This window comes from Halobacillus salinarum, assembly GCF_022919095.1.
Classification (GTDB): domain Bacteria; phylum Bacillota; class Bacilli; order Bacillales; family Halobacillaceae; genus Halobacillus_B; species Halobacillus_B salinarum.
This window is the reverse complement of the sequence record NZ_CP095073.1, coordinates 4,206,577-4,227,539: the sequence shown is the minus strand read 5'-3', so window position 1 is coordinate 4,227,539 and position 20,963 is coordinate 4,206,577. Positions and strand designations below refer to the sequence as shown.

Genomic DNA, 20,963 nt, shown 5'->3' with positions numbered 1-20,963 from the left:
AATAGTATTTCAATCTTATCGAAGATAGTCTTCTAGAATTTTATTGGTTCTGTCCATATATCGGGCAATCGATTTTCCGACGTAGCGCAGATGCCAAGGTTCGTAAGTGTAGCCCGTATCGCGTTCACGCCCGTCTGGATAACGGATGATAAAGCCATAATCTGAAGCATGTTGTTCAAGCCATCGTCCTTCCACAGTGTTTGCGAAGCTTTCAACCAGCTGGTAGCCAACAGCTGGACTGGAAACGTCCATAGCAAGTCCTGTTTGGTGCTCGCTATGACCAGGCTCGGCGCTCACTCTGTCTGCATATTCCGACCCATGGTTGCGCGTAATTCGTTCGTGAATTTCTTTTTGCCGCTCATAGGATCGATAACCGGAGACTGCATAGAGCTCTTTACCAGCGGCCCAGGCATCATCAAACATGTTTTCCAGATGCCCGGCAGCAATACTGCTCATATAATGTTTTGGAAGATCTGAATTAGATGGAAATCTGACATTTGGTTTTACTAGATGGTCATCTTTATAGGAAGCAGGTATTCCTCTTGCTTTGTTCACCAATAGAAGTTGAATCGGCAGAGAAAGTTCTGTATCCACATATTGGTCGACAGCGTTATACCCGCCAAATACCGTGAATTTCTCCAGGCCACGTTTATGAACCGCTATTTTAATGGCATTAGGAACGTAATTTTCTTCCACTAAGAGTATAGGATCATTGTATTTTGCTGCGAGCACGGAACCGGCTATTCCGTCTGCAAATTTATTTCCTGTAACGACATAGGCATTGTCCGGGCGCCCCATTCTGAGATGCAGAACCGCTTGTGCTGACGTTTTATAGCGGGTATTTCCAGAAATACGCTCTGGATTCGGCAGGTCATTTTCTACGGATTGACTAACGACTCCGTCACCACCGACAATGGTTGTTTGTTTTTTTCCACGCAGTGCTTCCTGTGTCGATTGAGGAATATAGCTGCTCTTCGTAAGTAGAATAGGATGACCGTGTCTAGCGGCATAAGGTGCTGCCGCCATTGCGTCAGGAAAACGGCTGCCATTTACGACAAACGCACGGTCGTTACCGGGCAGTTGGGCTGCCACTTTAGCTGCTGTTTGATAGCGGTTATTTCCAGCGATTCGCGTGATTTCAGCAGAAAAAGTATTTTTTAAAGTTTTCTCTATCTTTGAAGAAACGGCGCCGGGACCTCCGAGAATGAAAATAGAGGATGGATTTAAGCGGTTGATCTCTTTTTTTGTAATAGCTGTTAAGTGATCCTTTTCCGTGAGTAATAACGGGGCATCTTTTGCGTGGGCTAAAGGTGAACCTGCCAATGCATCTGGAAATTCGTCTCCTCGGGTTAGCACCACCACGTCTGAACCATTGCTCCATCCTTTTTGCGAAATTTCTACCGCAGTTTCATACCGGTCGTCTCCGTTCACCCGGTCAATTTGAAAGGCGTCGGCTTTCATTACGGTAAAACTAAAGACAGCCAATCCTCCAATTATTGCAGCGCTGATCCATCGCGCTACGAACTGCATAAATCATTTCCTCCTTGTAATCATTTTGTAATATTCATGTTCCACTTAATAGGAGATAAAAAACGACTTTTTTGTATCTTTTTTCCTAGGAAAGCTGAAGCAAACTTAAACGATTGAAATGTTTAGCAGCAGCTGAATACAGGAAAACTAGTAAAGAATTTTCGATACAAGAAAGGAGATCAACTATGGACCAGCAGGAACTTAAAAAGAAAGTTTATAACATTCTAGATCAACATACAGTAGGTACACTTGCAACTGTAAGAAATAACAAACCTTATTCTCGTTTTATGACATTTTCTAATGATGATGAATTCACTTTTTATGCTCCGACTCATGCGGATACCCACAAAACAGAGGAAATTGAAGAAAATCCAAATGTGCATATTCTCATTGGTTACGAAGGACATGGGTTTGGCGACTCTTATTTAGAAGTAGAGGGCCAAGCGAAAATTCGAGATGACCAGAAGATCAAAGACTGGTTATGGAGTGAAGACATGGAACGCTGGTTTACAAGCAAGCAGGACAACGACTACATTGTGCTTGAAATTTATCCTGAAAGTATCCGACTGATGAATGCAGAAGGAAATACACCAGCAACACTTGAAATGTAAAAAGCTGCCCTAGAGGCAGCTTTTTTAATGGTGGAGAGCGTGCTTAATCATTTGCTGAAGAACGTTGATGACGTGTTCATCATCGTGAGAGTAATAAATGGAAGTACCTTCTCGTCTGTACTTTACAAGACGGAGGTTTTTCAGGAAACGGAGCTGGTGAGATACCGTTGATTGCCTGAGCTTGAGATTTTCAGCAATTTCATTAACAGAATATTCTTTTTCAAATAGGAGGTTTAGGATCCTGATTCTTGTAGGATCAGATAATGCTTTGAAGGTTTGGCTTACGACAAATAGGGTTTCTTCGTCGAGGTCATTCGGAAATACCTGTTCGTCATCCATGATTCAATCCCCTCTCTTTCTTTTCTTGTTCGAGCATAGAGCAGTATTCATCTTCATATTCAATTTCAATGGTGATGTGGTCAAAGTGAATCGGTTTAATAATCTCTTTAATTTCGCTTTTTATCGCACAAATATCTTCTTTAGAAGCGGATGCAGGAACAACAACGTGACTCGAAAATGCATGGTGTTCTCCATCCAGCGACCAAAGGTGGGTGTGATGAGTGGAATGAACCCGCTGTACTTCAGCCATTTGTTTTTCAATTTTTGACAGGTCGATGTTTTCTGGTACCCCTTCAAGGAACAGACGCATCGTTTTAATAAAATTAACAACGACGTTATATAAAATGTAGACCGTAATGGCTATAGATGCAAGAGGGTCTAATATTGGCAGATCGGTAAAATTCATCACGATACTTACAATGAGTACAGCAACCCATCCGAGCACATCTTCGAGCAGATGCCATGACAAGACCTTCTGATTCATGGATTCCCCGCCTTTTAAACGAAAGACAGCGGCCCCGTTTACTAGAATACCAAGTACAGCAAGAGCCATCATTCCCTGGGTATTAGGGGAAGCGGGGTTTAATAACCTTGGCACAGCTTCTGTAAAAATAAAGATAGACCCAACGATAAGAACCACACTGTTAATGAGTGCAGCCAATAAGGAGAATCGTTTATAACCAAAGGAAAACCCTTCTGTTTTCCCTTTTTTAGAAAAGTTTTGTAAAAACCAGGCAAGCCCAAGAGACAATGAATCCCCTAAATCATGCAGAGCATCCGACAGAATTGCCATACTGTTCGTCAATATCCCACCAATGATTTCTATAATAGTAAAAATAAGGTTGAGAAAAAATGCGATTTTGATATTTCCACTTGTGTGGTCATGGTGATGATGATGGTGTCCCATAAATGGATGGCCTCCTTATTACGGTATATGAATATATGTTCATGTAATATATTAAGAAACGAAAGATGGATTGTCAACGGAAACTGTGGTAAAAGCGGCATATTGAGGGAGATTGTTTACCTGTCTGGAATTAGGGGTGTTTTCCTAAAACCCTATGATTTCAGGCAGGTGGCTAAACTTGTTTAATCGCGAATGAGTCAGAGGAGTACTTATATCAACCATCCTGTAGTATCCTGAAAAATTGCTTGGTTTCAGGGGGGAAGAATGTCTGTGTAATGGATCTTTTTTCCAATATACTATCTTTCTCTGAATAGAGGATAACAACGCAAGGGTAATATTATATAAAAATAAAAAACCTGCCCCTCATAGAAAAATCCGGACAGATCCTGTCCGGATTTTTAATTTGTATTCGAATAAAATCTTTCTTCTATTTCATAATAATCTGGATCATTATCAGTAATGGTAGCAAGCCTATATAACGATTTCAGAAGGAAAGTTTTGTCCAGTTCATAGAGTACTTTATATTCGATATGATCGAGGGTGTTTTTGGCAAACTTCCAAATCGGGTCATGCTTTGAAGTATCGATGGATTCGGCTACCATAGCGAGTGCGCTGATGATTTCTGTAATAACCAAATGGTTATCGCCTGCATAGTGCCGGATAAATCCAAAGCCTCTGTACATATAGTAATCAAATGATTCAGAGAGCAGGATTACCCTTACTTGTTTATCATTGTCCATCAAATAAGGCGTAAAGGTAATATAGCTGTCGACAGTAAGCATGAGTTCTGCCATTTGGTGAATCGCATTAGTAGCTGTTTTAGGATCGTCGTTGCTGAGCGCTTTAATTCCGATTTCTGCTAGCTTGTGCATCCCCATCTGTAAATCCTGAAGTTCTGTTTCTTTATGGCCGAGCTCTATCATTTTACAATACTTTTGTTCGTCAACGAGGTCAGCTCCAGGTCCCCAATAAGAAAGTAAATGATTTCCTCTTAAAGTGTAGTCTCCCACTTGGGCATGAAGCTTAATAATAATGTTGTCTTTTCTCGCTTCTTCAATCATTGTCCGATAATTAATGAGCTGCAGGTAGCCGGATTTGATAGCGGCCATATACTGGGCATCAGCTTGTTCCTCTTCCATTAAGTCTTCTGCAGCCTTTGTCCGGTAAGCTTCCAAGTCTTCCCGAAGTGTCTTATTAATGATCTCCTCGGAAACTTTTTTCATGCTGTAGGTGATGTTATGCACCTGCATCCAAGTCGTCGCATGGTTAATAAAATAGATAAAGGTAATCGCAGAGATGAAAGCGAGCAGTATGGTAGTTACAGGAGTAGCGACAAAATATTCATGGTTTGAATTCCCAATAAATAGAAAAATGGCAAGTACATATACAAAGCTGCCATTGAAAATACCAAGGGCATGCTGCGTATTTTTGTCTGAGATGAAATTCATAAGCATTCTCGGGGAAAATTGACCGCTGAAATTAGTCAGTACAACTAAAAGTGAGTTTAATGTAAAGGCACTAAGTGTCAAAATCCCGCCGATTAATGTACTGACGAGCATTCGATTCGCGTTGGAACCGATTTTTAACAGCTCCGGCGAGTATTGGTCGACCTCAACTACTAAATCAAGGGTTAAAGTAATGACGGCTAGAATGATCGATAATGTAATATAAACGATAGGCATATACCACAAAGTTAACTGAACTTCATGTTTTCGCTGCCGTTTAGACATTTCAAAGTACTTTTTAAGAGATAAAGGTAATAAATCCAAAAGCATACATAAAAATCCTCCTTAATAATGTAACCTATGTATTCCCGCTGAAGAAGCCATCAAACGTCAAATTATTATCTTGATAAAATTTTTGAACGTGTGGTGAGACAGCATCAAGAAACAACCTATAGTAAACTAGTAAGAAAGCTATTGAAAGGAGAGGTATTGATGAGGTGGAATTATAAGGATTTTAATGATTTAACGTCCATTCAGCTGTATGAAATTTTGCAGCATCGGACGAACATTTTTGTTGTAGAGCAAGAGTGTCCCTATCCTGAAATAGATGGCAGGGATCCGGAATGTCTGCATTTATGGCTTGAGAATAATGGCGAAATCCTCGCTTACTGCCGGATTGTTCCTCCGTTAACGAAAGAAGAAGATTATGCAATCGGCCGGATTCTTGTCGCCAAGGAAAGCCGGGGAAAAGGGTACGCTCGGGAGCTGGTTCATAAAGCGGTCGAGTATTTGAGTGAAGAGCAGGGGGTTTCTTCTATCTTTCTCCACGGTCAGGAGCACTTAAGGCATTTTTACGGTTCTTTCGGTTTTAGAGAAGTATCCGATGTTTATTTGGAGGATGGAATCCCGCATGTTGATATGAGGTTGAGTTTATAACCGGTTTGTTTCATCGATCTCTCCTTGTGGAATGGAGACACTACGTTATATCTCACAAGGAGGAACTATCATGAGTCCGCAAACATTTACCCAGCAATACATTAATGGAACGTGGAAAAATGGCTCTAGCGATAAACTAGTGAATAATACGAACCCTTATACAGATCAGACCCTTGCACGGATTCCATCCGCAAATAAGGAAGATCTGGATGAAGCTTATAAAGCGGCAAGTCTTGCTCAGAAGCAATGGTCAAGCCTGACTCCACAAGAAAAAACAGCCTGTTTTGAGAAATTAGTAGTTAAAATGGAAGAAAGGAAAGAAGAACTGATCGATTGGCTAGTCAAAGAAGCGGGCAGTACCCTCACCAAAGCAGAACTGGAATATCAAACCGCTATGGGCATTATTAAAGAGTCAGCTTCCTTTCCATTCCGGGTGAAAGGAGAAATTATGCCTTCTAATATCTCGGGGAAAGAAAACCGTGTGTACCGCAATCCTAAAGGAGTGATTGGAGTCATAGGGCCGTGGAATTTTCCTTTTCATCTTTCCATGCGCTCCATCGCTCCGGCAGTGGCAACGGGCAACACTGTTGTTGTAAAGCCCGCTTCAGAGACGCCGGTAACATCAGGTTTGTTCATTGCGGAATTGTTTGAGCAAGCCGGCTTTCCTGAAGGAGTGGTGAATGTGGTCGTAGGGAGGGGTGCAGAAATTGGAGATGAATTTGTTACCCATCCGATCCCTAAACTGATTTCTTTTACAGGATCTACTGAAGTAGGGAGCCGCATAGGCGAATTAGCGGGGAAACATATTAAGGATACTGCTCTTGAACTTGGCGGTAACAACGCTATGATCGTTTTGGAGGACGCGGATCTTGAAAAAGCAGCAGAGGCAGCCGCATTCGGAAACTTCTTTCATCAAGGACAAATTTGCATGGCGGTAAACCGTCTAATCGTACATGAAAAAATCCACGATGAATTCGTAGAACGGTTCAGGCAAAAAGCAGCCGGTATAAAAGCAGGAGATCCGTCAGAAAAGGAAACAATGATTGGACCGCTTATAAATAAAGAAGCGATAGAAAGAATACAAAGAGCGCTGCAGGCGAGTATTGAAGAAGGCGCAGAAAGAGTGCTCGGAGGCGACTTTGATGGCAACGTCATGGTGCCGACACTTTTGACAGAGGTAACGTCTGAGATGCCTATTGCGAGAAATGAGCTGTTTGGTCCTGTTGCTTCGGTAATTAAGGTTTCAAGTGAACAGGAAGCGATAGATACAGCGAATGGATCACTTTACGGCTTAAGCGGCGCCATTTTTTCTAAAAACATTCACCGTGCAGTAGAACTTGCCAAGCAAGTGGAAACAGGAATGATACATGTAAATGACCAAACCGTGAACGATGAAGCCCACGTGGCCTTTGGTGGAGAAAAAGCATCTGGTCTAGGCCGTTTTGGAGGGGACTGGGCATTAGAGAAATTCACCACTGTGAAATGGATCAGCGTGATGAATGGGTATCGGGATTACCCGATGTAATCAGATAGAAAGAGCCTGCCCATGGAGGCAGGCTTTATTTATTGATGAAGCTCTTTAAACGTTTGAAATCTGGAAACCGCTTCTTTTAATGTCTCTGTAGAATTGTTCAATCCAATCCTTACATACGATTCTCCAGATGCTCCAAACCCAACCCCCGGAGCAACAAAGAGACCAGCGTTTTCAAGCAGAGCATCTGCAAAGGATTCTGAAGAATATCCCTTCGGCACCTTCATCCATACGAAAAAGGACCCTTTACACGGTTCTACTTCATACCCTAGTTTTTGAAGCCCTCCTACTAACAAATTGCGTCGCTTTTCATACATATCTTTCAAATCGGTTACACATTCCTGAGATTCAAGCAGAGCTGAAGCAGCAGCCTCTTGCAGGGCTCCGAAAATACTTACATAGTAATGATCCTGTATAAGCTCAATCGCTTCGATTACGCTTTTGTTTCCGACAGCAAAAGCAATACGCCAGCCAGCCATATTGTAGGTTTTGGACAATGTGTAGATTTCCACGCCTACATCCTTTGCGCCGGGAACCTGGAGAAAGCTGATCGGTTTTTCCCCATCAAATCCTATTGCTCCATAGGCAAAGTCGTGAACGACACAAATGTCATGCTGGTCTGCAAATTGAATGGTTTTTTCAAAAAAAGCCTGATCTGCGATTGCAGAAGTAGGATTGTTCGGATAGTTCAAAAACATCAGTTTCGCTTTTTCCAGATCTTCTTTATCTATGGCACTATAATCAGGAAGAAAGTCGTTTTCCTTCAATAACGGCATGGGGACTAATTTTGCATTGGCCATAGCAACGCCGGACCAATAATCCGGATATCCAGGGTCAGGAATTAATGCGGCATCTCCCTCATCAAGAAAGCATTGACTTAATTCAACGAGTCCGGTTTTACTTCCAAACATTATGGCAACCTCTGTTTCAGCATCTACGTCTACGTCGTATTCTCTTTTATAAAACTTTGCAACGGCTTCTTTTAAGTAATCAAAACCCTGAAAAGGAGGGTATTTGTGATACATCGGTTTTTCTGTAGCTTCCTGCAAGGCTTTAACGATATGCTCAGGGGTAGGCTGGTCGGGATTCCCTTGACCCAAATTCAGTAAATCATGTCCTTTAGCTTTATAGGCATTCAGCTTTTTGACTAAGTCAGCAAAGAATTGATCAGGCAGACGCTTGAGCAATTGAGATTGAGGAAATTGTTTCATGTCATCCCGCCTTTGTTTTAATTATTTTGAAAAGTCTAATAACAGATCATATCGTTAGTTCTCTTTTTTGTAAAGGGGTTTCTGTTTTTTATAAAATAATCCGCTGTTCTTTTGCTTTTTGCTGAATTTGGGTAAAGATAAAGGTAGAGATTTGTGTATAGAAGGGGCTGAATATATGAAATTTGTTATTATTGGGGGAGATGCAGCGGGAATGAGCGCTGCCATGCAAATGGTAAGAAATAGTGAAGGTCATGAAATCGTCACGCTGGAGCGTGGAGAAATTTACTCGTACGGACAATGCGGACTGCCTTATGTTCTTAGCGGTGATGTTGATTCTACAGATCGATTGATTGCCAGGACACCGGAAACGTTTCGAGATCAATACGGTATTGATGCTCGCACCCGTCATGAGGTAACCAAAGTGGACTGTGACCATAAAATTGTTTTTGGAACAGACCATCACTCGGGAAAGCCCTTTCAGGAAAAATATGACCGGCTGCTAATCGCCACTGGTGCAGACCCGGTTGTCCCCCCATGGGAAGGAAAACAATTACAGGGAATTTATTCATTAAAAACCATTCCAGACATAGAGAAGATTATTCAAAGTATGGATCACCGCGTCCAAACAGTCACGATCGTAGGCGGGGGATATATTGGTTTGGAAATGGCTGAAGCCTTTGCAGCCAGAAATAAGCAGATAAGAATCATCGACCGAGGCTCACAGCTGGCGAAGTTGTTTGATAAGGATATGGGAGAACTTATCCACGAAGAAGCTGAACGGAATAGAATACAATTGAACCTAAATGAATCAGTCGAAGAGTTTAAAGGAAATACAAGGGTAGAGACGATCGTCACTGACCGTGGAGAATATGAAACAGACCTTGTGCTCGTCGCTGCAGGGGTTGTTCCAAACACCTCGTTTTTAGAGGATACGGGAATTTATACGAGTTATCAGGGCGCCATTCAAGTGAACGCTTTTATGGAAACAAGTATCCACGATATCTTTGCTGCTGGTGACTGTGCCACACAGTACCACCGGATTAAACATACGAACGATTATGTCCCACTTGGAACTCATGCGAATAAACAAGGTCAAGTAGCTGGTTTGAATATGGTCAACATCCGAAAACCATTCAAAGGAATTGTCGGTACTTCCATCTTGAAATTTTTTGATTTAACGTTGGCAAGAACCGGATTGTCCGAAAAAGAAGCTGTTCAAAGCCATATTCCTTATCAAACAATTACCACCAATTCTACAGCAGCTGCGGGCTACTATTCTTCAGGGGATGAGTTAACCATAAAATTGCTGTATCACAAAGATAAAAGAATGTTGCTAGGAGGACAAGTGATTGGTCGGGAAGGGGCAGATAAACGAATTGATGTTCTGGCCACAGCGCTTTTTCACAAGATGACTGTAGAGGAGCTTCTTGATCTTGATCTTGCTTATGCTCCTCCTTATAACAGTGTGTGGGACCCTGTGCAGCAGGCAGCGCGCAAAGCAAAATGAAACTTTTTCCGATACTATTCCGTAGTTGATAGTTAGAATACTTAAAGGAGGATTTTTTTATGAGTGAAGGGTGCGTAAAATGCGGAAGTCAAGATGCAGGCCAAAAGGATGTCTCCATGACAGGATCTGGTTTATCTAAGATGCTGGATGTCCAAAATAATAAATTCACAGTAGTGTATTGCAAGAAATGCGGGTATTCAGAGTTTTATAACCAGCAAGCATCAAAAGGAAGCAATATCTTAGACTTGTTCTTTGGCTGAGAAAAAAACAATTAAAGCCTATAGGCGAAGCGGCAGCTATCTGTGGTCAGATTAGCTGCTTTTTTATGTTGGCATCTAATCGAAGATGGCACAGTCGAGTGTAACATGGGAAATATGGTAGTATGGAGGAGCAACGAAGTATACAGGGGGATAAGGCTGTGAATAAAGAACGATTACAACAAGCCGAACAGTTTATTCGTCAATGCTATGAGGAATTAGGAAAAAGCAATGAACAGTTGGAGAAAAGGCTGTTAGAGATAAAAGAAGCGATAAGTGCAACAGGAACGTATGAACACAACTATGAGGAACTTGAACACGGGGCGCGAATGGCCTGGAGAAACAGCAACCGCTGTATCGGCCGGTTGTTTTGGAAAAGCCTCCAAGTGTTTGATCACAGAAGCTTGAACAACCCCGAAGAAATTAAGGATGCTCTACTGGATCATTTGGACTACGCAACTAATAAAGGAAGAATCCGTTCCACTATTTCGATTTTCAAGCCAAAGAGTGAAAAGATGCAGGTAAGAATATGGAACCATCAACTCCTTCGTTATGCTGGCTACAAACGCGAGCACGGAGTTATTGGTGACCCCGCCTCGGTAGAATTTACCCAAAAATGTGAGGCTCTGGGTTGGAAAGGGAAAGAAACCTCCTTCGATATTCTTCCGCTAGTCATCCAGGTGAATAACGAAACACCGAGATGGTATGAAATCCCTGAGGAAAAGGTGGTCGAAGTTCCTTTGCGTCATCCGGACTATGATTGGTTCAAGGATCTTGATTTAAAATGGTATGCGGTTCCAATTATTTCCGATATGCGGCTGGAAATCGGCGGGATTGATTATATTGCTGCGCCGTTTAACGGCTGGTACATGGAAACAGAAATCGGTGCCCGGAATTTGGCTGATGAATTTCGATATGATCTGCTTCCTGTCGTGGCAGAAGCTATGGGGCTGAATACAAAAAGAAATACCTCATTGTGGAAAGACCGTGCTTTATTAGAGCTGAACCAAGCCGTGTTATATTCCTTTAAAGAGGACAAAGTCAGCATGGTCGATCACCATACAGCTGCCCAGCAGTTTCAGCTGTTTGAGAAAAAAGAACATTCGTGCGGACGCGAAGCTACAGGGGACTGGACATGGTTAATCCCTCCAGTATCCCCTGCAACCACCCATATTTTCCACAGCTCCTATGAGGACCGGATGGATACGCCGAATTATTTTTATCAGGAAACTCCTTTTTAAATCAAAGCGAGTAGAAAAAACATCCAAGCAGGAACAATCGAGTACGAAATCACCAACGATTTCTGCTCGATTGTTTATTTTTAGGAGCTAGAATTTCCTGACAAAACCATGTAATTGCTACATATATTCTTCTGCTGTTCGTCTGAAAAGGTTCCTTCCTGACCGGTTCATCATCCAGGTTTTCAAAATCCTCCTTGTTAGGATTGAAAAATCTGAATGACAACGGTGCTCACAGCGACGGCCACAAGGATAATCGCCAGCGACAACACAGTTATGATTCCATATTCCCAGCTTTTAATTTTTTGAATGCCACGCTTTTTCTTTTGCTGGGGGTACCAGAAGATGACTAATACTAATGCAGTGACGGCCAATGAAAAAATTCCACAGATAATAAGAGCCTCAACAATTTTCATTAGTATATTCATAAGGGAACTCCTCACTTTGGTTAATCTCCCAAACGATTACTTGTATAGGTCAGGACGACGGTCCCTGAAAATAGGAATTTGTTCCCGAATGGCTTCTACAGCTGAAAAATCAATATCTCCCGTAAGGATCTCTTCTTCTTCAGAGCCTTCAGCAACAATATTTCCCCACGGATCAATAATAATTGAATGCCCGCCGAAAGTATTGTTAGGATCGCTGCCGATACGGTTGCAGGCGATCACGAATGTCTGGTTTTCAATCGCACGGCTGATTAAAAGACTTCTCCAGTGATCAACCCTCGGCTTCGGCCATTCCGCTACGACACAAAGAGCTCGTGATCCTTCAAGCATATGGGTACGTATCCATTCAGGAAAACGAATATCATAGCAAATGACGCCGGCCATAGGAGTTCCATTCAGTTCAAAGAGCCCTTCTTTATCTCCCGCGTGTAAAAATTTCTCCTCATCCATCAAACGAAAGAGGTGGACTTTGCGATAATAAGCCTTTCTTTCCCCAGATGGATCATAAACGACAAACGTATTATAAAAGTGTCCATTATCTTTTTCTGCCACAGAGCCAGCAATCGTTATTTCATGGGCTTGGCACAGTTCTTTCAGCAATTGATGGGTCGGACCTTCAAGCGTTTCTGCGATGGAAGGAAACCGGCTGAGATCGTAACCGGTCGTCCATAATTCAGGAAGCAAAATAAATTCCGCACCTTTTTCCGCTGCCTTTTCAATGGCACTCTTTGCAGCGTGACGATTTTTTTCGGGTTGTCCAAACGCAATATCCATTTGAATAATACCAATTTTCACTGTCATTCTATCACCTCGTAGTCTTTATTTTATCAAAGTTTTCTGTATTCTTCTTCCTTTATGCCAGAGGGGTGAAACGTGCTACAATGACAGCAAATCAGGAATATTAGTTCGAAGAGGAGGATGAAAAAGAATGAACGAAAAAATAAAGATGGAAAAAGAGCGTTTTTATGTAGGTGATCCTATGGAGCCGGCAGCTGAGTTGAAGTTTGAAGAGCGTGGTGAAGATATGATCATTACTCATACAATCGTTCATCCGGAGGAACGGGGAAAGGGACTAGCTACAGAACTTGTACGTTATGCAGAACAATATGCGGAAGATCATCGATTGGAAATTGTTCCCGTTTGTTCCTTTGCCAAAGAAGTATTAAGGAATCGTTGAGGTTTTGGGAGGTGACATTTAATGCTAACTGTTAGAAAGCCGATGAACAAAGACTTAATCCATTTCACAAGATATGCGATTGAATTCGAGCGGGCAGTTTCTAGAAACGGGAAGAAAGAGGACCGTACACCGAATAGATTGAGGCTTCGAAAAGAATGGGCAGCCGATCAATTAATAGCGGAACAGCGCGACCAAAGTTTGTTATTTGCTGAACATCATGGGCAGATGGCGGGCTATGTTTTAGGCTGTATCGTTACTAATGACAAGCAGCAGACAGTTGGACGAATAAATGAAATATTTGTAGAAGAGTTTTTTCGCAGGGAGGGAATAGGCACGAAGCTCTGTAAGGAAATAGAAAAGTGGATGAACACACAAGGAGCAGATCGTATGGAAGTAACACTTCCAGAGGGCAGCGAAGGATTAGCAAATTTTTTTCATTCGTTAGGGTTTGTAAAGCAGGAAAACAATCATTTTTTTCAAAAAGAAACAGGAGGCGGATGATCCACCTCCTGTTTAAGGTTTAAATAGAAGTGTTTTTGTTAAAGAAGCTGAGAAGACCAAAATAAATAAGTACTAATGAGAAAAATGCCATGGCAATGTAGCCGACGACTGAGAAGAACGTGTCTAAATCATCTAAGAATGTTCCTGTTTCAGGCAGTATCGACAACGCAAACCCTGCAAACACACACGCCAGATACAAAAATACTTTGTTATTCATTAAAACCCCCTCCTTTGTTTTTAAATATATGCTCGGCTTTATCCGAATATTTAAAGATAAAAAAATAAATCATCGAAACGGGATGTCTGCCCTGTCAAAATGCTTGTTTTCCAAGAACATTGGTAAAAAACATAAAAAAAACCCTTTCTGAAATGTTCAGAAAGGGACATGGCAGAGAACCCCTGATAGAGGAAGACTCACCATGAAATCTACAGGTTTATTCTTCCTGACGGGGAAGAATAACAAAGGGTGATTCGACGTAAGACACCAAAGAGTGCTTCAAGGAAGTCTTGAAACAATTGACCAGAATTCTTGAGTAACATCATTCCTAACATATCCATGAAAATCCTGACAATAACTCTCTTCAATAGAGAAGAAGCATGCCAGAAGAAGGCTCAAGAATAAGAGTTTTTCCCATTTGGTTAAGTCCATTATATCACTGAACAGGGGTGTACATCTTTGGGAAAATTCCGTGGCAATTGTTCAATTAAATATGTCTAATAAACTTATTTTTTCTCAAGTTTTGGGTTGAATTGGAACATGTGTTAAAAATAACTAGATTCCATTGTCGAAGGGGATCGAATGAGGTAAGATAAAGGTAATAATCATAATGAGGTGGATCCATGGAATTTAAGAACGTGGAGTTTTTGATTCAAATGCAAGCCATGTCGGCAATGAGTACTGCGAATGACCGTTCGCTTTCAAGCGGGGTTTCCGATCGTGCATTTCAAAGTATGCTGGAAGCTGCCCTGGCTAAATCTTATGGAGCGGGCCCTGCTGCTAATCCAGTACCTAGTCAAATGCCTTTGTTTCAAACGAAAGCTCTTCCGGTTGTTAATATGGTAAAGACCAATGACTCAACCCCTGATCGTTCAGATATTGATGCTTACATAAATAAGGCAGCTCAAACCTATGGGGTAGACGAAAGCCTGATTCGTTCAGTCGTGAGTGCCGAATCAAGTTTCAACCCAAAGGCTGTAAGCTCAGTAGGGGCTCAGGGGCTCATGCAGTTGATGCCTGAAACGGCTAAAGGACTTGGCGTATCAAACCCATTCGATTCAGAACAAAATATTATGGGGGAACAAAATATTTAAAACAACTTCTCGAACGATACAACGGAAATAAGCAGCTTGCTTTGGCTGCGTATAATGCCGGACCGGGAAACGTTGACAAGTATGGCGGAGTTCCTCCATTTGAAGAAACGCAAAAGTACGTAAATAAAGTCTTAAATTATGTATAGAAAAGCCCGTTCCCTCTATTTAAGGGGAAACGGGCTTTTCATTATTTATCTGATTCCAACGATTTACTCATATTTAAGTACTGATTGAAAACTTTCGTCATTTCTTTCAGACGGCTTCTTACATCTTCATCGATCAGTTCACCCTGGGTGGAAAAATGGTTTGTATGGGTGTAGACGTAGTTAGGAGTAACCATACAGCGAAAATAGTTAAGTATCGGTTTAAGTTGATTTTCTATCACCAGATGGTGCTGTAGTGTTCCACCATTGGCAACAATGGAAACTGGTTTATATCGCATGGCTAACGGGGAAACCGCATCGAATAAATTTTTTAATGTTCCTGGTATGGAGCCTTGAAAAATAGGAGTGGCGATTACGTACGCATCAGCCGTTTCCATTTCTTTAATCAATGTCTGCATATCATCGTTGTATTGATCTATAGGCCTTCCATCAACGAACTGCATATCGTAATCTTCGAGATTTACAAGTTTAGTATCATGCTTTTGGGGAAGTTCAAGGATATCCTTTTCAATTTCCTCAAGCAGTGTTCTCGTTTTTTTTCCGACAATGGTCCCGTTCAATAAAAGTATTTCCATGAAAATTCTCCCCTTTTAATAATCGGGATGGTTCATTCATCTCGATGTGTCTGGTGAAATATCTAGAAGGACAAGTTAGAACAGTGAGAGTTATAATTAGAATGTGCGAAGGTACTGAGTGTATGCAGGGTATAATGCCTCATTACAATCATTATGTTAAAGCATACGTATTATTTAAGCAATTGTGACTAACTGGGTTTAAATCCCTTGAGCCAGCCCGTTCTTAGGAAGGAGATTTCTATGATAAGGTTATGGAAACGGATAAAATTTGTATTTCAAATAAAAAAATCGATCCCTTTCTTTATACAGTTTTTCCGTTCTGAAAAAGTAAGCAGACAAAAGAAATGGTTTTCCATCCTTCTCATGGGAGGGTATCTGTTGTTTCCCTGGGATGTGATCCCTGACTTTCTATTCGCGTTAGGATTAATCGATGACCTTACCGTCTTCACCTTCGTTCTGCAGCTCCTAGTGAAATTGGCGCCTGAATCCTTAAAAGAGGAGTATCGGCTTGACGAGTAAGAGAAAGGTTTGATTGTTTGAGAGTTGAGGTACATAAGGACTGTGAAGAGTTAATAAATTCAAGGAGTGATAGCATGAGTGATGTAATGTTTACTTCCAGTGCCACAGCAAAAAATGGACGTAACGGTCATGTAAAATCTGAGGACGGCTTAATTGATCTGAACCTGGTTATGCCTGGGGAAGGTGATGAAAAAGGTTCAAATCCGGAACAATTATTTGCTGCTACTTACGCTTCTTGTTTCGATGGGGCCCTGAATTTAGTGGCCGGCAAGAAAAAGAAAGACATTGATTCTACAACTACAGCAGAGGTCAGCTTTTTAAAAGACCCGGCAGATAATGGGTTTAAAATTGGAGTAGTATTGAACGTCGAAATAAACGGCGTTTCCCAGGAAGAAGCAGAAGAGTTGACGAACGATGCCCACCAAGTCTGCCCTTACTCCAAAGCCACTCGTGGGAACATTGATGTTGAATTAAAGCCTAAAGCTGTCTAATGAAGGTCGGGGTCTCCAGAATGGTTTTCTGGAGATCCTTTTTATTAACTACATATATTAAAGAAATAAGGTTACGGGCATAATGACAAGAGGTTTTGGTTCATATCCAGGGACTAATTGTGATACTTTTATAGTCGAAGGAGAGAGATCATTATGAAAATTACAGATCAAGCCCGTGATTTACTCGACCAGTTATTAGAAGATGAACAAGCAGAGTGTCTGCGAATCTTTTTTGCCGGTTATGGATGCGGCGAACCTGATATCGGGTTAATGCTCGGTGCACCTGAGGCTGATGATGAACTGCACCAAGTTAACTCTATTCCTGTAGCTATTGATAAGAAGATCGTTCACTTAACTAAAAATCTAACAATTGAAGGCAAACAAACGATGGAAGGACCTAAATTTCAAATGTTGGGACTTCCTGAGAAAGATTGCTAATCCCAGGCAGTAACCCGCTGGACAGGCGGGTTTTTTAGATTGGATAAATTCCTTTTTTCTTTCAAATTTGCGATAATGAAATAGATAGCGACTTTGATAGTAAGGATGATTTCAACATGATGGCAACAGGACACCAGGTGGTGGGCTTTACTTTTGGCATAGGGGCGATGACTCTGCTGCCTCAAGTCGAATTAATGCCGGAGAGTCCTTTTCAGACGGTTCTTTATCTGGTATTTGTACTTTTCGGAGCTTTAATTCCAGACATCGACACACCGAGCTCTAAATTGGGCCAAAAATTTTGGCGGGGGATTATGCTTCTATTCACACTCGCTTTGCTGGGATTTTTATTTGCGCCGGAATTCTTTGATGTGTACAGACAACAGCTGAAGTTTTATGTCCTCTTAATGCTCCCGATCCTGATTATGGTTAGAAGTCACCGAAACATGACCCATTCGCTGCTGTTCCTTGCTTTACTTGCCGTTTACAGCGGCATCATCGAAAGAGTCTTCCATGTACCTTTGTTTTTGCTTACAGGATTTATCATCGGTGCAGTTTCACATTTGTTTGCAGATTTCCTGACAAAGAAAGGCATTCCGATATTCTTTCCATTCTCAAAAAAGTACTTTCGGTTCCCAGCTGCATTTAAAACGGGCTCTGTAACTGAAAAAGCCCTTGTATCACTGCTGGTGCTCGGAAATGTATGGTATTTAATAGTCACCATCTTTTAATTCCAATTGACAAAACAGCGCTTTTACCATATGATTTTTTTAATTTCATACTTAGAGCGATGAAGAAGAGGAGTAAATGACACCGCCTTTTTCAGAGAGCTGATGGCAGGTGGGAATCAGCAGGGGCAGTCATTGAATGGGCTTTGGAGCAGCTGCGCTGAAAATAGCAGTAGGAGCAGCGGAGGAACTCTTACCGATACAAGAGAGGTTACAGTGACAGCTGTAAATGTTAGTGCACACAACTACAAGTGTGAATAAAGGTGGCACCACGGGAGCTCTCGTCCTTTTTAGGAGGAGGGCTCTTTTTTATACAAAAAATGAATAAAGGAGTGAATTCAATGAAGCGAATCATCACAGGTATTAAACCGACTGGAACTCCCCATGTAGGAAATTATTTAGGAGCAATTAAGCCTGCTTTAAAGCTTGCAGCAGAAGAAGAGCACCAATCTATGTATTTCATAGCTGATTTACATGCCTTGAACTCTATTCATAACCGCTCCAAGCTTAAGAGTCTGACCTATGAGGTGGCCGCTGCGTGGCTGGCACTCGGCCTTGACCCTGAGCGTTCCTTGTTTTATCGTCAATCCGATATTAAAGAACTGCCTGAACTTCATTGGATACTCAGCTCCGTAACTGGCAAAGGCCTGATGAACCGGGCGCATGCTTATAAAGCGCAAGTGGAACAGAACAACCGCGAAGGGAGAGATAGAGATGACGGAGTAAATATGGGGTTGTTTAACTACCCCATTCTCATGGCAGCGGATATTCTTCTCTTTAACGGTTCTGAAGTTCCTGTAGGAAAAGATAACAGGCAGCATTTGGAGATGGCGAAGGATATTGGAGAATCGTTTAATCGTTTATATGGTTCGACCTTTGATCTTCCTACGCCGGTATTTGCGGAAGGATCAGAAATTATTCCCGGGCTGGACGGGAGGAAGATGAGTAAGAGTTATGGAAACACCATTCCACTGTTTACGGAGGAAAAATCGCTGCATAAGCTTGTGAAAAGGATTGTAACAGACTCTTTGCCGCCGGAAGCTCCTAAGGACAGAGAAGGATCGCCATTATTCACTCTTTTCCGTGAATTTGCCACTCCTATAGAAACCGAGCAAATGGCCCATGCGTTTCAAAAGGGGATCGGATACGGAGAAATCAAAGAAGAGTTGTTTTTAGTGATGAACCGTGTGATTGCTGGTCCTAGAGTTAAGTACCGGCACTTACTGGAGAATACAGACGAGATCGATAAATGTTTAAAAGATGGAGGGAGTAAAGTACGGAAAGAAGCAGCTGAACACATGGATAGAATTAGAGAAAGAGTGGGTTTATGACACGAGCAGTCAATCTATCTATCCTAAGTAGAATTTGAAGTTTACCTACCTGAAAAATCCGGATGATGGTGAAATCTTATCAGAATAAGTTCACCTTCATCCGGATTTTTATTATGGCTAAAACACTTTTGTCACAGGCCCTTGTTAATTATGAACTTCTTTTCTGTTTGTCCCGCTCGCTTTTCAGTCTTCGTTCAGGCACTGGCTCCTGCCTGATGATTTTCGTAAAAGCGTAAACAAATATGATAATAATTACTGTAAATGGCAAGGCAGAAACAAGTGATGCGGTCTGCAAGGCATTTAATCCGCCGGCAACGAGTAATACAGCTGCAATAGCAGCCATGAGGACCCCCCAGATAATCTTAATCGGCAGGGCAGGTGTTAAATCCCCATTGGATGTCATACTTGCTAATATATAAGTAGCTGAGTCAGCAGATGTAATTAAGAAGGTTGCGATCAGCAAGATAGAAAGTAGTGACATGATTCCTGTCATAGGCAAGTGGGAGTAGGTTTCAAACAGGGCAACGGTTACATCGTTGTTCACTGCTTCGGCAATTTTCGTGCCGTGATTTAAGTCGCTGTTCAGCGCCGTTCCGCCAAAGGTAGCAATCCACAAGCAGGCGATAGCCGGAGGTACAACCAGTACACCGAAGATAAACTCGCGTATCGTTCTTCCCCTGGATACACGTGCCACAAACGCTCCAACGAATGGTGACCAGGCAATAACCCATGCCCAATAGAAGATCGTCCATTCGCGCAGCCAGTCTCCTCCTTCATAAGGCGTGAGGCGAAGGCTGTATTGAACAAAGTTCGTAATGTAATCGCCGATTCCTAAAGTAAACCCGTTCAGAATAAACACGGTCGGTCCAGCGATAAAGACAAAAGCGAGCAGCACCAGACAAAGCCCTAAGTTAATATTACTCAGCCACTTAATCCCTTTATTCAAACCGGAACTCGATGATAGTAAGTATAAAACGAGCAGGCAGAAGGTAATGATCAATTGAATCGTAATCGAATTTGGAACATCAAATACGGCTTTTAAGCCGCCGTTCATTTGCAGAATACCTAAGCCGAGTGAAGTTGCAATCCCCATTACAGTAGCAATAACCGCCAGGGAGTCAATGATCGTTTTTACAGTTTTGTTTTTCCCGAGGACAGGTTCTACAGCAGTCGAAACGAGTCCATTTTTATTTTTTCTAAACTGAAGAAATGCGATCATCATGCCCACAATAGCAAAAACCGACCACTGGCTGATTCCCCAGTGAAAGAAGGCGTAGCCCATGGCTACACGTGCGGCTTCATCTGTCTGACCCTCAAGACCTTGGAAGGGAGTTTTAAAGTAGTGGCTCATCGGTTCAGCGACTCCCCAGAATACAAGACCCGCGCCAAATCCGGCAGAGAAAAGCATACCGATCCACGTAAAGAAAGGATATTCCGGCCGCGAGTCAGGAGGACCGAGACGGATCTTGCCGTATTTGCTGATTGCCAGGGCGGCTAAAAAGAGGACAAACATAAAGACGGAGAGCAGATAAAACCAACCGAAATTAATTGTGGTGAAGTTAAATAATTGAGTAGCTACAGCACCAAACCCACTAGGGTTGATGGCCCCGATGATTACTAAAATAGTCACTACGATAGCAGAAATAATGAAAACCGGGGTGAGCATCTGTTTGTTCATAAGTATGGATCCTTTCATTAATAGATTGAAATTACCCTTATCTTAAAATATAAATGTGGGAAAACGTTGTTCTAAGTATTAAGAAGGATAAGGAT

General features: G+C 41.9%; 23 protein-coding genes, 1 pseudogene and 1 other annotated feature. Of the genes and pseudogenes, 14 read left to right on the top strand and 10 right to left on the bottom strand.

What is annotated here, in order from left to right:
- Positions 1-15: 15 nt before the first annotated feature.
- Positions 16-1,530 (bottom strand): cell wall-binding repeat-containing protein, encoded by a 1,515-nt coding sequence (locus tag MUN89_RS21700; protein ID WP_244710335.1) that lies wholly within the window; start codon positions 1,528-1,530, stop codon positions 16-18.
- Between the two features lie 185 nt (positions 1,531-1,715).
- Between MUN89_RS21700 and MUN89_RS21695 the strand changes: the two genes are divergently transcribed.
- On the top strand, positions 1,716-2,141 hold the full coding sequence (locus MUN89_RS21695; protein WP_244710333.1) for a pyridoxamine 5'-phosphate oxidase family protein: 426 nt from the start codon (positions 1,716-1,718) through the stop codon (positions 2,139-2,141).
- A gap of 24 nt (positions 2,142-2,165) precedes the next feature.
- On the opposite strand, the gene MUN89_RS21690 is transcribed toward MUN89_RS21695, so the two are convergent.
- From MUN89_RS21690 to MUN89_RS21680, 3 genes are all read right to left on the bottom strand, one after another.
- Positions 2,166-2,480, bottom strand: a complete 315-nt coding sequence (locus MUN89_RS21690; protein ID WP_244710331.1) for an ArsR/SmtB family transcription factor — start codon at positions 2,478-2,480, stop codon at positions 2,166-2,168.
- Positions 2,473-3,387, bottom strand: a complete 915-nt coding sequence (locus tag MUN89_RS21685; RefSeq protein WP_244710329.1) for a cation diffusion facilitator family transporter — start codon at positions 3,385-3,387, stop codon at positions 2,473-2,475. Before MUN89_RS21685 ends, MUN89_RS21690 begins: the two co-directional genes overlap by 8 nt.
- A gap of 398 nt (positions 3,388-3,785) precedes the next feature.
- On the bottom strand, positions 3,786-5,162 hold the full coding sequence (locus tag MUN89_RS21680) for a DUF2254 domain-containing protein (protein WP_244710328.1): 1,377 nt from the start codon (positions 5,160-5,162) through the stop codon (positions 3,786-3,788).
- 162 nt (positions 5,163-5,324) lie between these two features.
- On the opposite strand from MUN89_RS21680, the gene MUN89_RS21675 reads away from it, so the two are divergent.
- Both MUN89_RS21675 and MUN89_RS21670 read left to right on the top strand, forming a co-directional pair.
- Positions 5,325-5,768, top strand: a complete 444-nt coding sequence (locus tag MUN89_RS21675) for a GNAT family N-acetyltransferase (RefSeq protein WP_244710326.1) — start codon at positions 5,325-5,327, stop codon at positions 5,766-5,768.
- A 70-nt stretch (positions 5,769-5,838) separates the two neighbouring features.
- On the top strand, positions 5,839-7,293 hold the full coding sequence (locus tag MUN89_RS21670; RefSeq protein WP_244710324.1) for an aldehyde dehydrogenase family protein: 1,455 nt from the start codon (positions 5,839-5,841) through the stop codon (positions 7,291-7,293).
- 38 nt (positions 7,294-7,331) lie between these two features.
- Here the strand turns inward: MUN89_RS21670 and MUN89_RS21665 are convergent, their stop codons facing one another.
- Entirely contained in the window at positions 7,332-8,510 is a 1,179-nt protein-coding gene (locus tag MUN89_RS21665) for a pyridoxal phosphate-dependent aminotransferase (RefSeq protein WP_244710322.1), read from the bottom strand.
- A gap of 175 nt (positions 8,511-8,685) precedes the next feature.
- Between MUN89_RS21665 and MUN89_RS21660 the strand changes: the two genes are divergently transcribed.
- The 3 genes from MUN89_RS21660 (at position 8,686) to MUN89_RS21650 (ending at position 11,515) form a co-directional block, all read left to right on the top strand.
- Positions 8,686-10,017: a CoA-disulfide reductase gene (locus MUN89_RS21660; RefSeq protein WP_244710320.1), complete on the top strand. Its 1,332-nt coding sequence runs from the start codon at positions 8,686-8,688 to the stop codon at positions 10,015-10,017.
- 59 nt (positions 10,018-10,076) lie between these two features.
- A complete protein-coding gene (locus tag MUN89_RS21655) occupies positions 10,077-10,277 on the top strand; it encodes a zinc ribbon domain-containing protein (protein WP_244710319.1) in 201 nt (66 codons plus the stop codon).
- A gap of 122 nt (positions 10,278-10,399) precedes the next feature.
- Positions 10,400-11,515: a nitric oxide synthase oxygenase gene (locus MUN89_RS21650; protein WP_244710317.1), complete on the top strand. Its 1,116-nt coding sequence runs from the start codon at positions 10,400-10,402 to the stop codon at positions 11,513-11,515.
- Between the two features lie 197 nt (positions 11,516-11,712).
- On the opposite strand, the gene MUN89_RS21645 is transcribed toward MUN89_RS21650, so the two are convergent.
- Complete coding sequence (locus MUN89_RS21645; protein WP_244710316.1) at positions 11,713-11,940, bottom strand: hypothetical protein; 228 nt, start codon at positions 11,938-11,940, stop codon at positions 11,713-11,715.
- Positions 11,941-11,976: 36 nt separating this feature from the next.
- A complete protein-coding gene (locus MUN89_RS21640) occupies positions 11,977-12,759 on the bottom strand; it encodes a carbon-nitrogen family hydrolase (RefSeq protein WP_244710314.1) in 783 nt (260 codons plus the stop codon).
- Between the two features lie 127 nt (positions 12,760-12,886).
- Between MUN89_RS21640 and MUN89_RS21635 the strand changes: the two genes are divergently transcribed.
- Complete coding sequence (locus MUN89_RS21635) at positions 12,887-13,135, top strand: GNAT family N-acetyltransferase (RefSeq protein ID WP_244710312.1); 249 nt, start codon at positions 12,887-12,889, stop codon at positions 13,133-13,135.
- Positions 13,136-13,156: 21 nt separating this feature from the next.
- Entirely contained in the window at positions 13,157-13,636 is a 480-nt protein-coding gene (locus MUN89_RS21630) for a GNAT family N-acetyltransferase (protein ID WP_244710310.1), read from the top strand.
- Positions 13,637-13,655: 19 nt separating this feature from the next.
- Here MUN89_RS21630 and MUN89_RS21625 read toward each other — a convergent pair whose 3' ends face one another.
- On the bottom strand, positions 13,656-13,853 hold the full coding sequence (locus tag MUN89_RS21625) for a hypothetical protein (protein WP_244710308.1): 198 nt from the start codon (positions 13,851-13,853) through the stop codon (positions 13,656-13,658).
- A 656-nt stretch (positions 13,854-14,509) separates the two neighbouring features.
- On the opposite strand from MUN89_RS21625, the pseudogene MUN89_RS21620 reads away from it, so the two are divergent.
- Positions 14,510-15,093, top strand: a pseudogene (locus tag MUN89_RS21620) (lytic transglycosylase domain-containing protein).
- Between the two features lie 41 nt (positions 15,094-15,134).
- Here MUN89_RS21620 and MUN89_RS21615 read toward each other — a convergent pair.
- Entirely contained in the window at positions 15,135-15,686 is a 552-nt protein-coding gene (locus tag MUN89_RS21615; RefSeq protein ID WP_244710307.1) for an NADPH-dependent FMN reductase, read from the bottom strand.
- 240 nt (positions 15,687-15,926) lie between these two features.
- Between MUN89_RS21615 and MUN89_RS21610 the strand changes: the two genes are divergently transcribed.
- The 5 genes from MUN89_RS21610 (at position 15,927) to MUN89_RS21590 (ending at position 19,190) form a co-directional block, all read left to right on the top strand.
- The gene (locus tag MUN89_RS21610; protein WP_244710305.1) at positions 15,927-16,205 is read left to right on the top strand and encodes a YkvA family protein; all 279 of its coding nucleotides are present in this window, start codon (positions 15,927-15,929) and stop codon (positions 16,203-16,205) included.
- Positions 16,206-16,279: 74 nt separating this feature from the next.
- The gene (locus MUN89_RS21605) at positions 16,280-16,696 is read left to right on the top strand and encodes an organic hydroperoxide resistance protein (protein WP_244710303.1); all 417 of its coding nucleotides are present in this window, start codon (positions 16,280-16,282) and stop codon (positions 16,694-16,696) included.
- 153 nt (positions 16,697-16,849) lie between these two features.
- A complete protein-coding gene (locus MUN89_RS21600) occupies positions 16,850-17,134 on the top strand; it encodes an iron-sulfur cluster assembly accessory protein (protein WP_244710301.1) in 285 nt (94 codons plus the stop codon).
- Positions 17,135-17,250: 116 nt separating this feature from the next.
- Positions 17,251-17,862 (top strand): metal-dependent hydrolase, encoded by a 612-nt coding sequence (locus tag MUN89_RS21595; protein WP_244710300.1) that lies wholly within the window; start codon positions 17,251-17,253, stop codon positions 17,860-17,862.
- A 50-nt stretch (positions 17,863-17,912) separates the two neighbouring features.
- Positions 17,913-18,151: a binding site (T-box leader), on the top strand.
- Between the two features lie 49 nt (positions 18,152-18,200).
- Positions 18,201-19,190, top strand: a complete 990-nt coding sequence (locus tag MUN89_RS21590; RefSeq protein ID WP_244710298.1) for a tryptophan--tRNA ligase — start codon at positions 18,201-18,203, stop codon at positions 19,188-19,190.
- Between the two features lie 148 nt (positions 19,191-19,338).
- Here the strand turns inward: MUN89_RS21590 and MUN89_RS21585 are convergent, their stop codons facing one another.
- Complete coding sequence (locus MUN89_RS21585; protein ID WP_244710296.1) at positions 19,339-20,868, bottom strand: BCCT family transporter; 1,530 nt, start codon at positions 20,866-20,868, stop codon at positions 19,339-19,341.
- Positions 20,869-20,963 lie beyond the last annotated feature (95 nt).

Coding starts and splice junctions, on each gene's coding strand:
- MUN89_RS21660 (WP_244710320.1), top strand. CDS start 8,686: ATGAAATTTGTTATTATTGGGGGAGATGCAGCGGGAATGAGCGCTGCC.
- MUN89_RS21695 (WP_244710333.1), top strand. CDS start 1,716: ATGGACCAGCAGGAACTTAAAAAGAAAGTTTATAACATTCTAGATCAA.
- MUN89_RS21700 (WP_244710335.1), bottom strand. CDS start 1,530: ATGCAGTTCGTAGCGCGATGGATCAGCGCTGCAATAATTGGAGGATTG.
- MUN89_RS21610 (WP_244710305.1), top strand. CDS start 15,927: ATGATAAGGTTATGGAAACGGATAAAATTTGTATTTCAAATAAAAAAA.
- MUN89_RS21635 (WP_244710312.1), top strand. CDS start 12,887: ATGAACGAAAAAATAAAGATGGAAAAAGAGCGTTTTTATGTAGGTGAT.
- MUN89_RS21640 (WP_244710314.1), bottom strand. CDS start 12,759: ATGACAGTGAAAATTGGTATTATTCAAATGGATATTGCGTTTGGACAA.
- MUN89_RS21615 (WP_244710307.1), bottom strand. CDS start 15,686: ATGGAAATACTTTTATTGAACGGGACCATTGTCGGAAAAAAAACGAGA.
- MUN89_RS21680 (WP_244710328.1), bottom strand. CDS start 5,162: ATGCTTTTGGATTTATTACCTTTATCTCTTAAAAAGTACTTTGAAATG.
- MUN89_RS21690 (WP_244710331.1), bottom strand. CDS start 2,480: ATGGATGACGAACAGGTATTTCCGAATGACCTCGACGAAGAAACCCTA.
- MUN89_RS21665 (WP_244710322.1), bottom strand. CDS start 8,510: ATGAAACAATTTCCTCAATCTCAATTGCTCAAGCGTCTGCCTGATCAA.
- MUN89_RS21650 (WP_244710317.1), top strand. CDS start 10,400: ATGGAGGAGCAACGAAGTATACAGGGGGATAAGGCTGTGAATAAAGAA.
- MUN89_RS21590 (WP_244710298.1), top strand. CDS start 18,201: ATGAAGCGAATCATCACAGGTATTAAACCGACTGGAACTCCCCATGTA.
- MUN89_RS21630 (WP_244710310.1), top strand. CDS start 13,157: ATGCTAACTGTTAGAAAGCCGATGAACAAAGACTTAATCCATTTCACA.
- MUN89_RS21600 (WP_244710301.1), top strand. CDS start 16,850: ATGAAAATTACAGATCAAGCCCGTGATTTACTCGACCAGTTATTAGAA.
- MUN89_RS21595 (WP_244710300.1), top strand. CDS start 17,251: ATGATGGCAACAGGACACCAGGTGGTGGGCTTTACTTTTGGCATAGGG.
- MUN89_RS21645 (WP_244710316.1), bottom strand. CDS start 11,940: ATGAATATACTAATGAAAATTGTTGAGGCTCTTATTATCTGTGGAATT.
- MUN89_RS21675 (WP_244710326.1), top strand. CDS start 5,325: ATGAGGTGGAATTATAAGGATTTTAATGATTTAACGTCCATTCAGCTG.
- MUN89_RS21670 (WP_244710324.1), top strand. CDS start 5,839: ATGAGTCCGCAAACATTTACCCAGCAATACATTAATGGAACGTGGAAA.
- MUN89_RS21625 (WP_244710308.1), bottom strand. CDS start 13,853: ATGAATAACAAAGTATTTTTGTATCTGGCGTGTGTGTTTGCAGGGTTT.
- MUN89_RS21685 (WP_244710329.1), bottom strand. CDS start 3,387: ATGGGACACCATCATCATCACCATGACCACACAAGTGGAAATATCAAA.
- MUN89_RS21605 (WP_244710303.1), top strand. CDS start 16,280: ATGAGTGATGTAATGTTTACTTCCAGTGCCACAGCAAAAAATGGACGT.
- MUN89_RS21585 (WP_244710296.1), bottom strand. CDS start 20,868: ATGAACAAACAGATGCTCACCCCGGTTTTCATTATTTCTGCTATCGTA.
- MUN89_RS21655 (WP_244710319.1), top strand. CDS start 10,077: ATGAGTGAAGGGTGCGTAAAATGCGGAAGTCAAGATGCAGGCCAAAAG.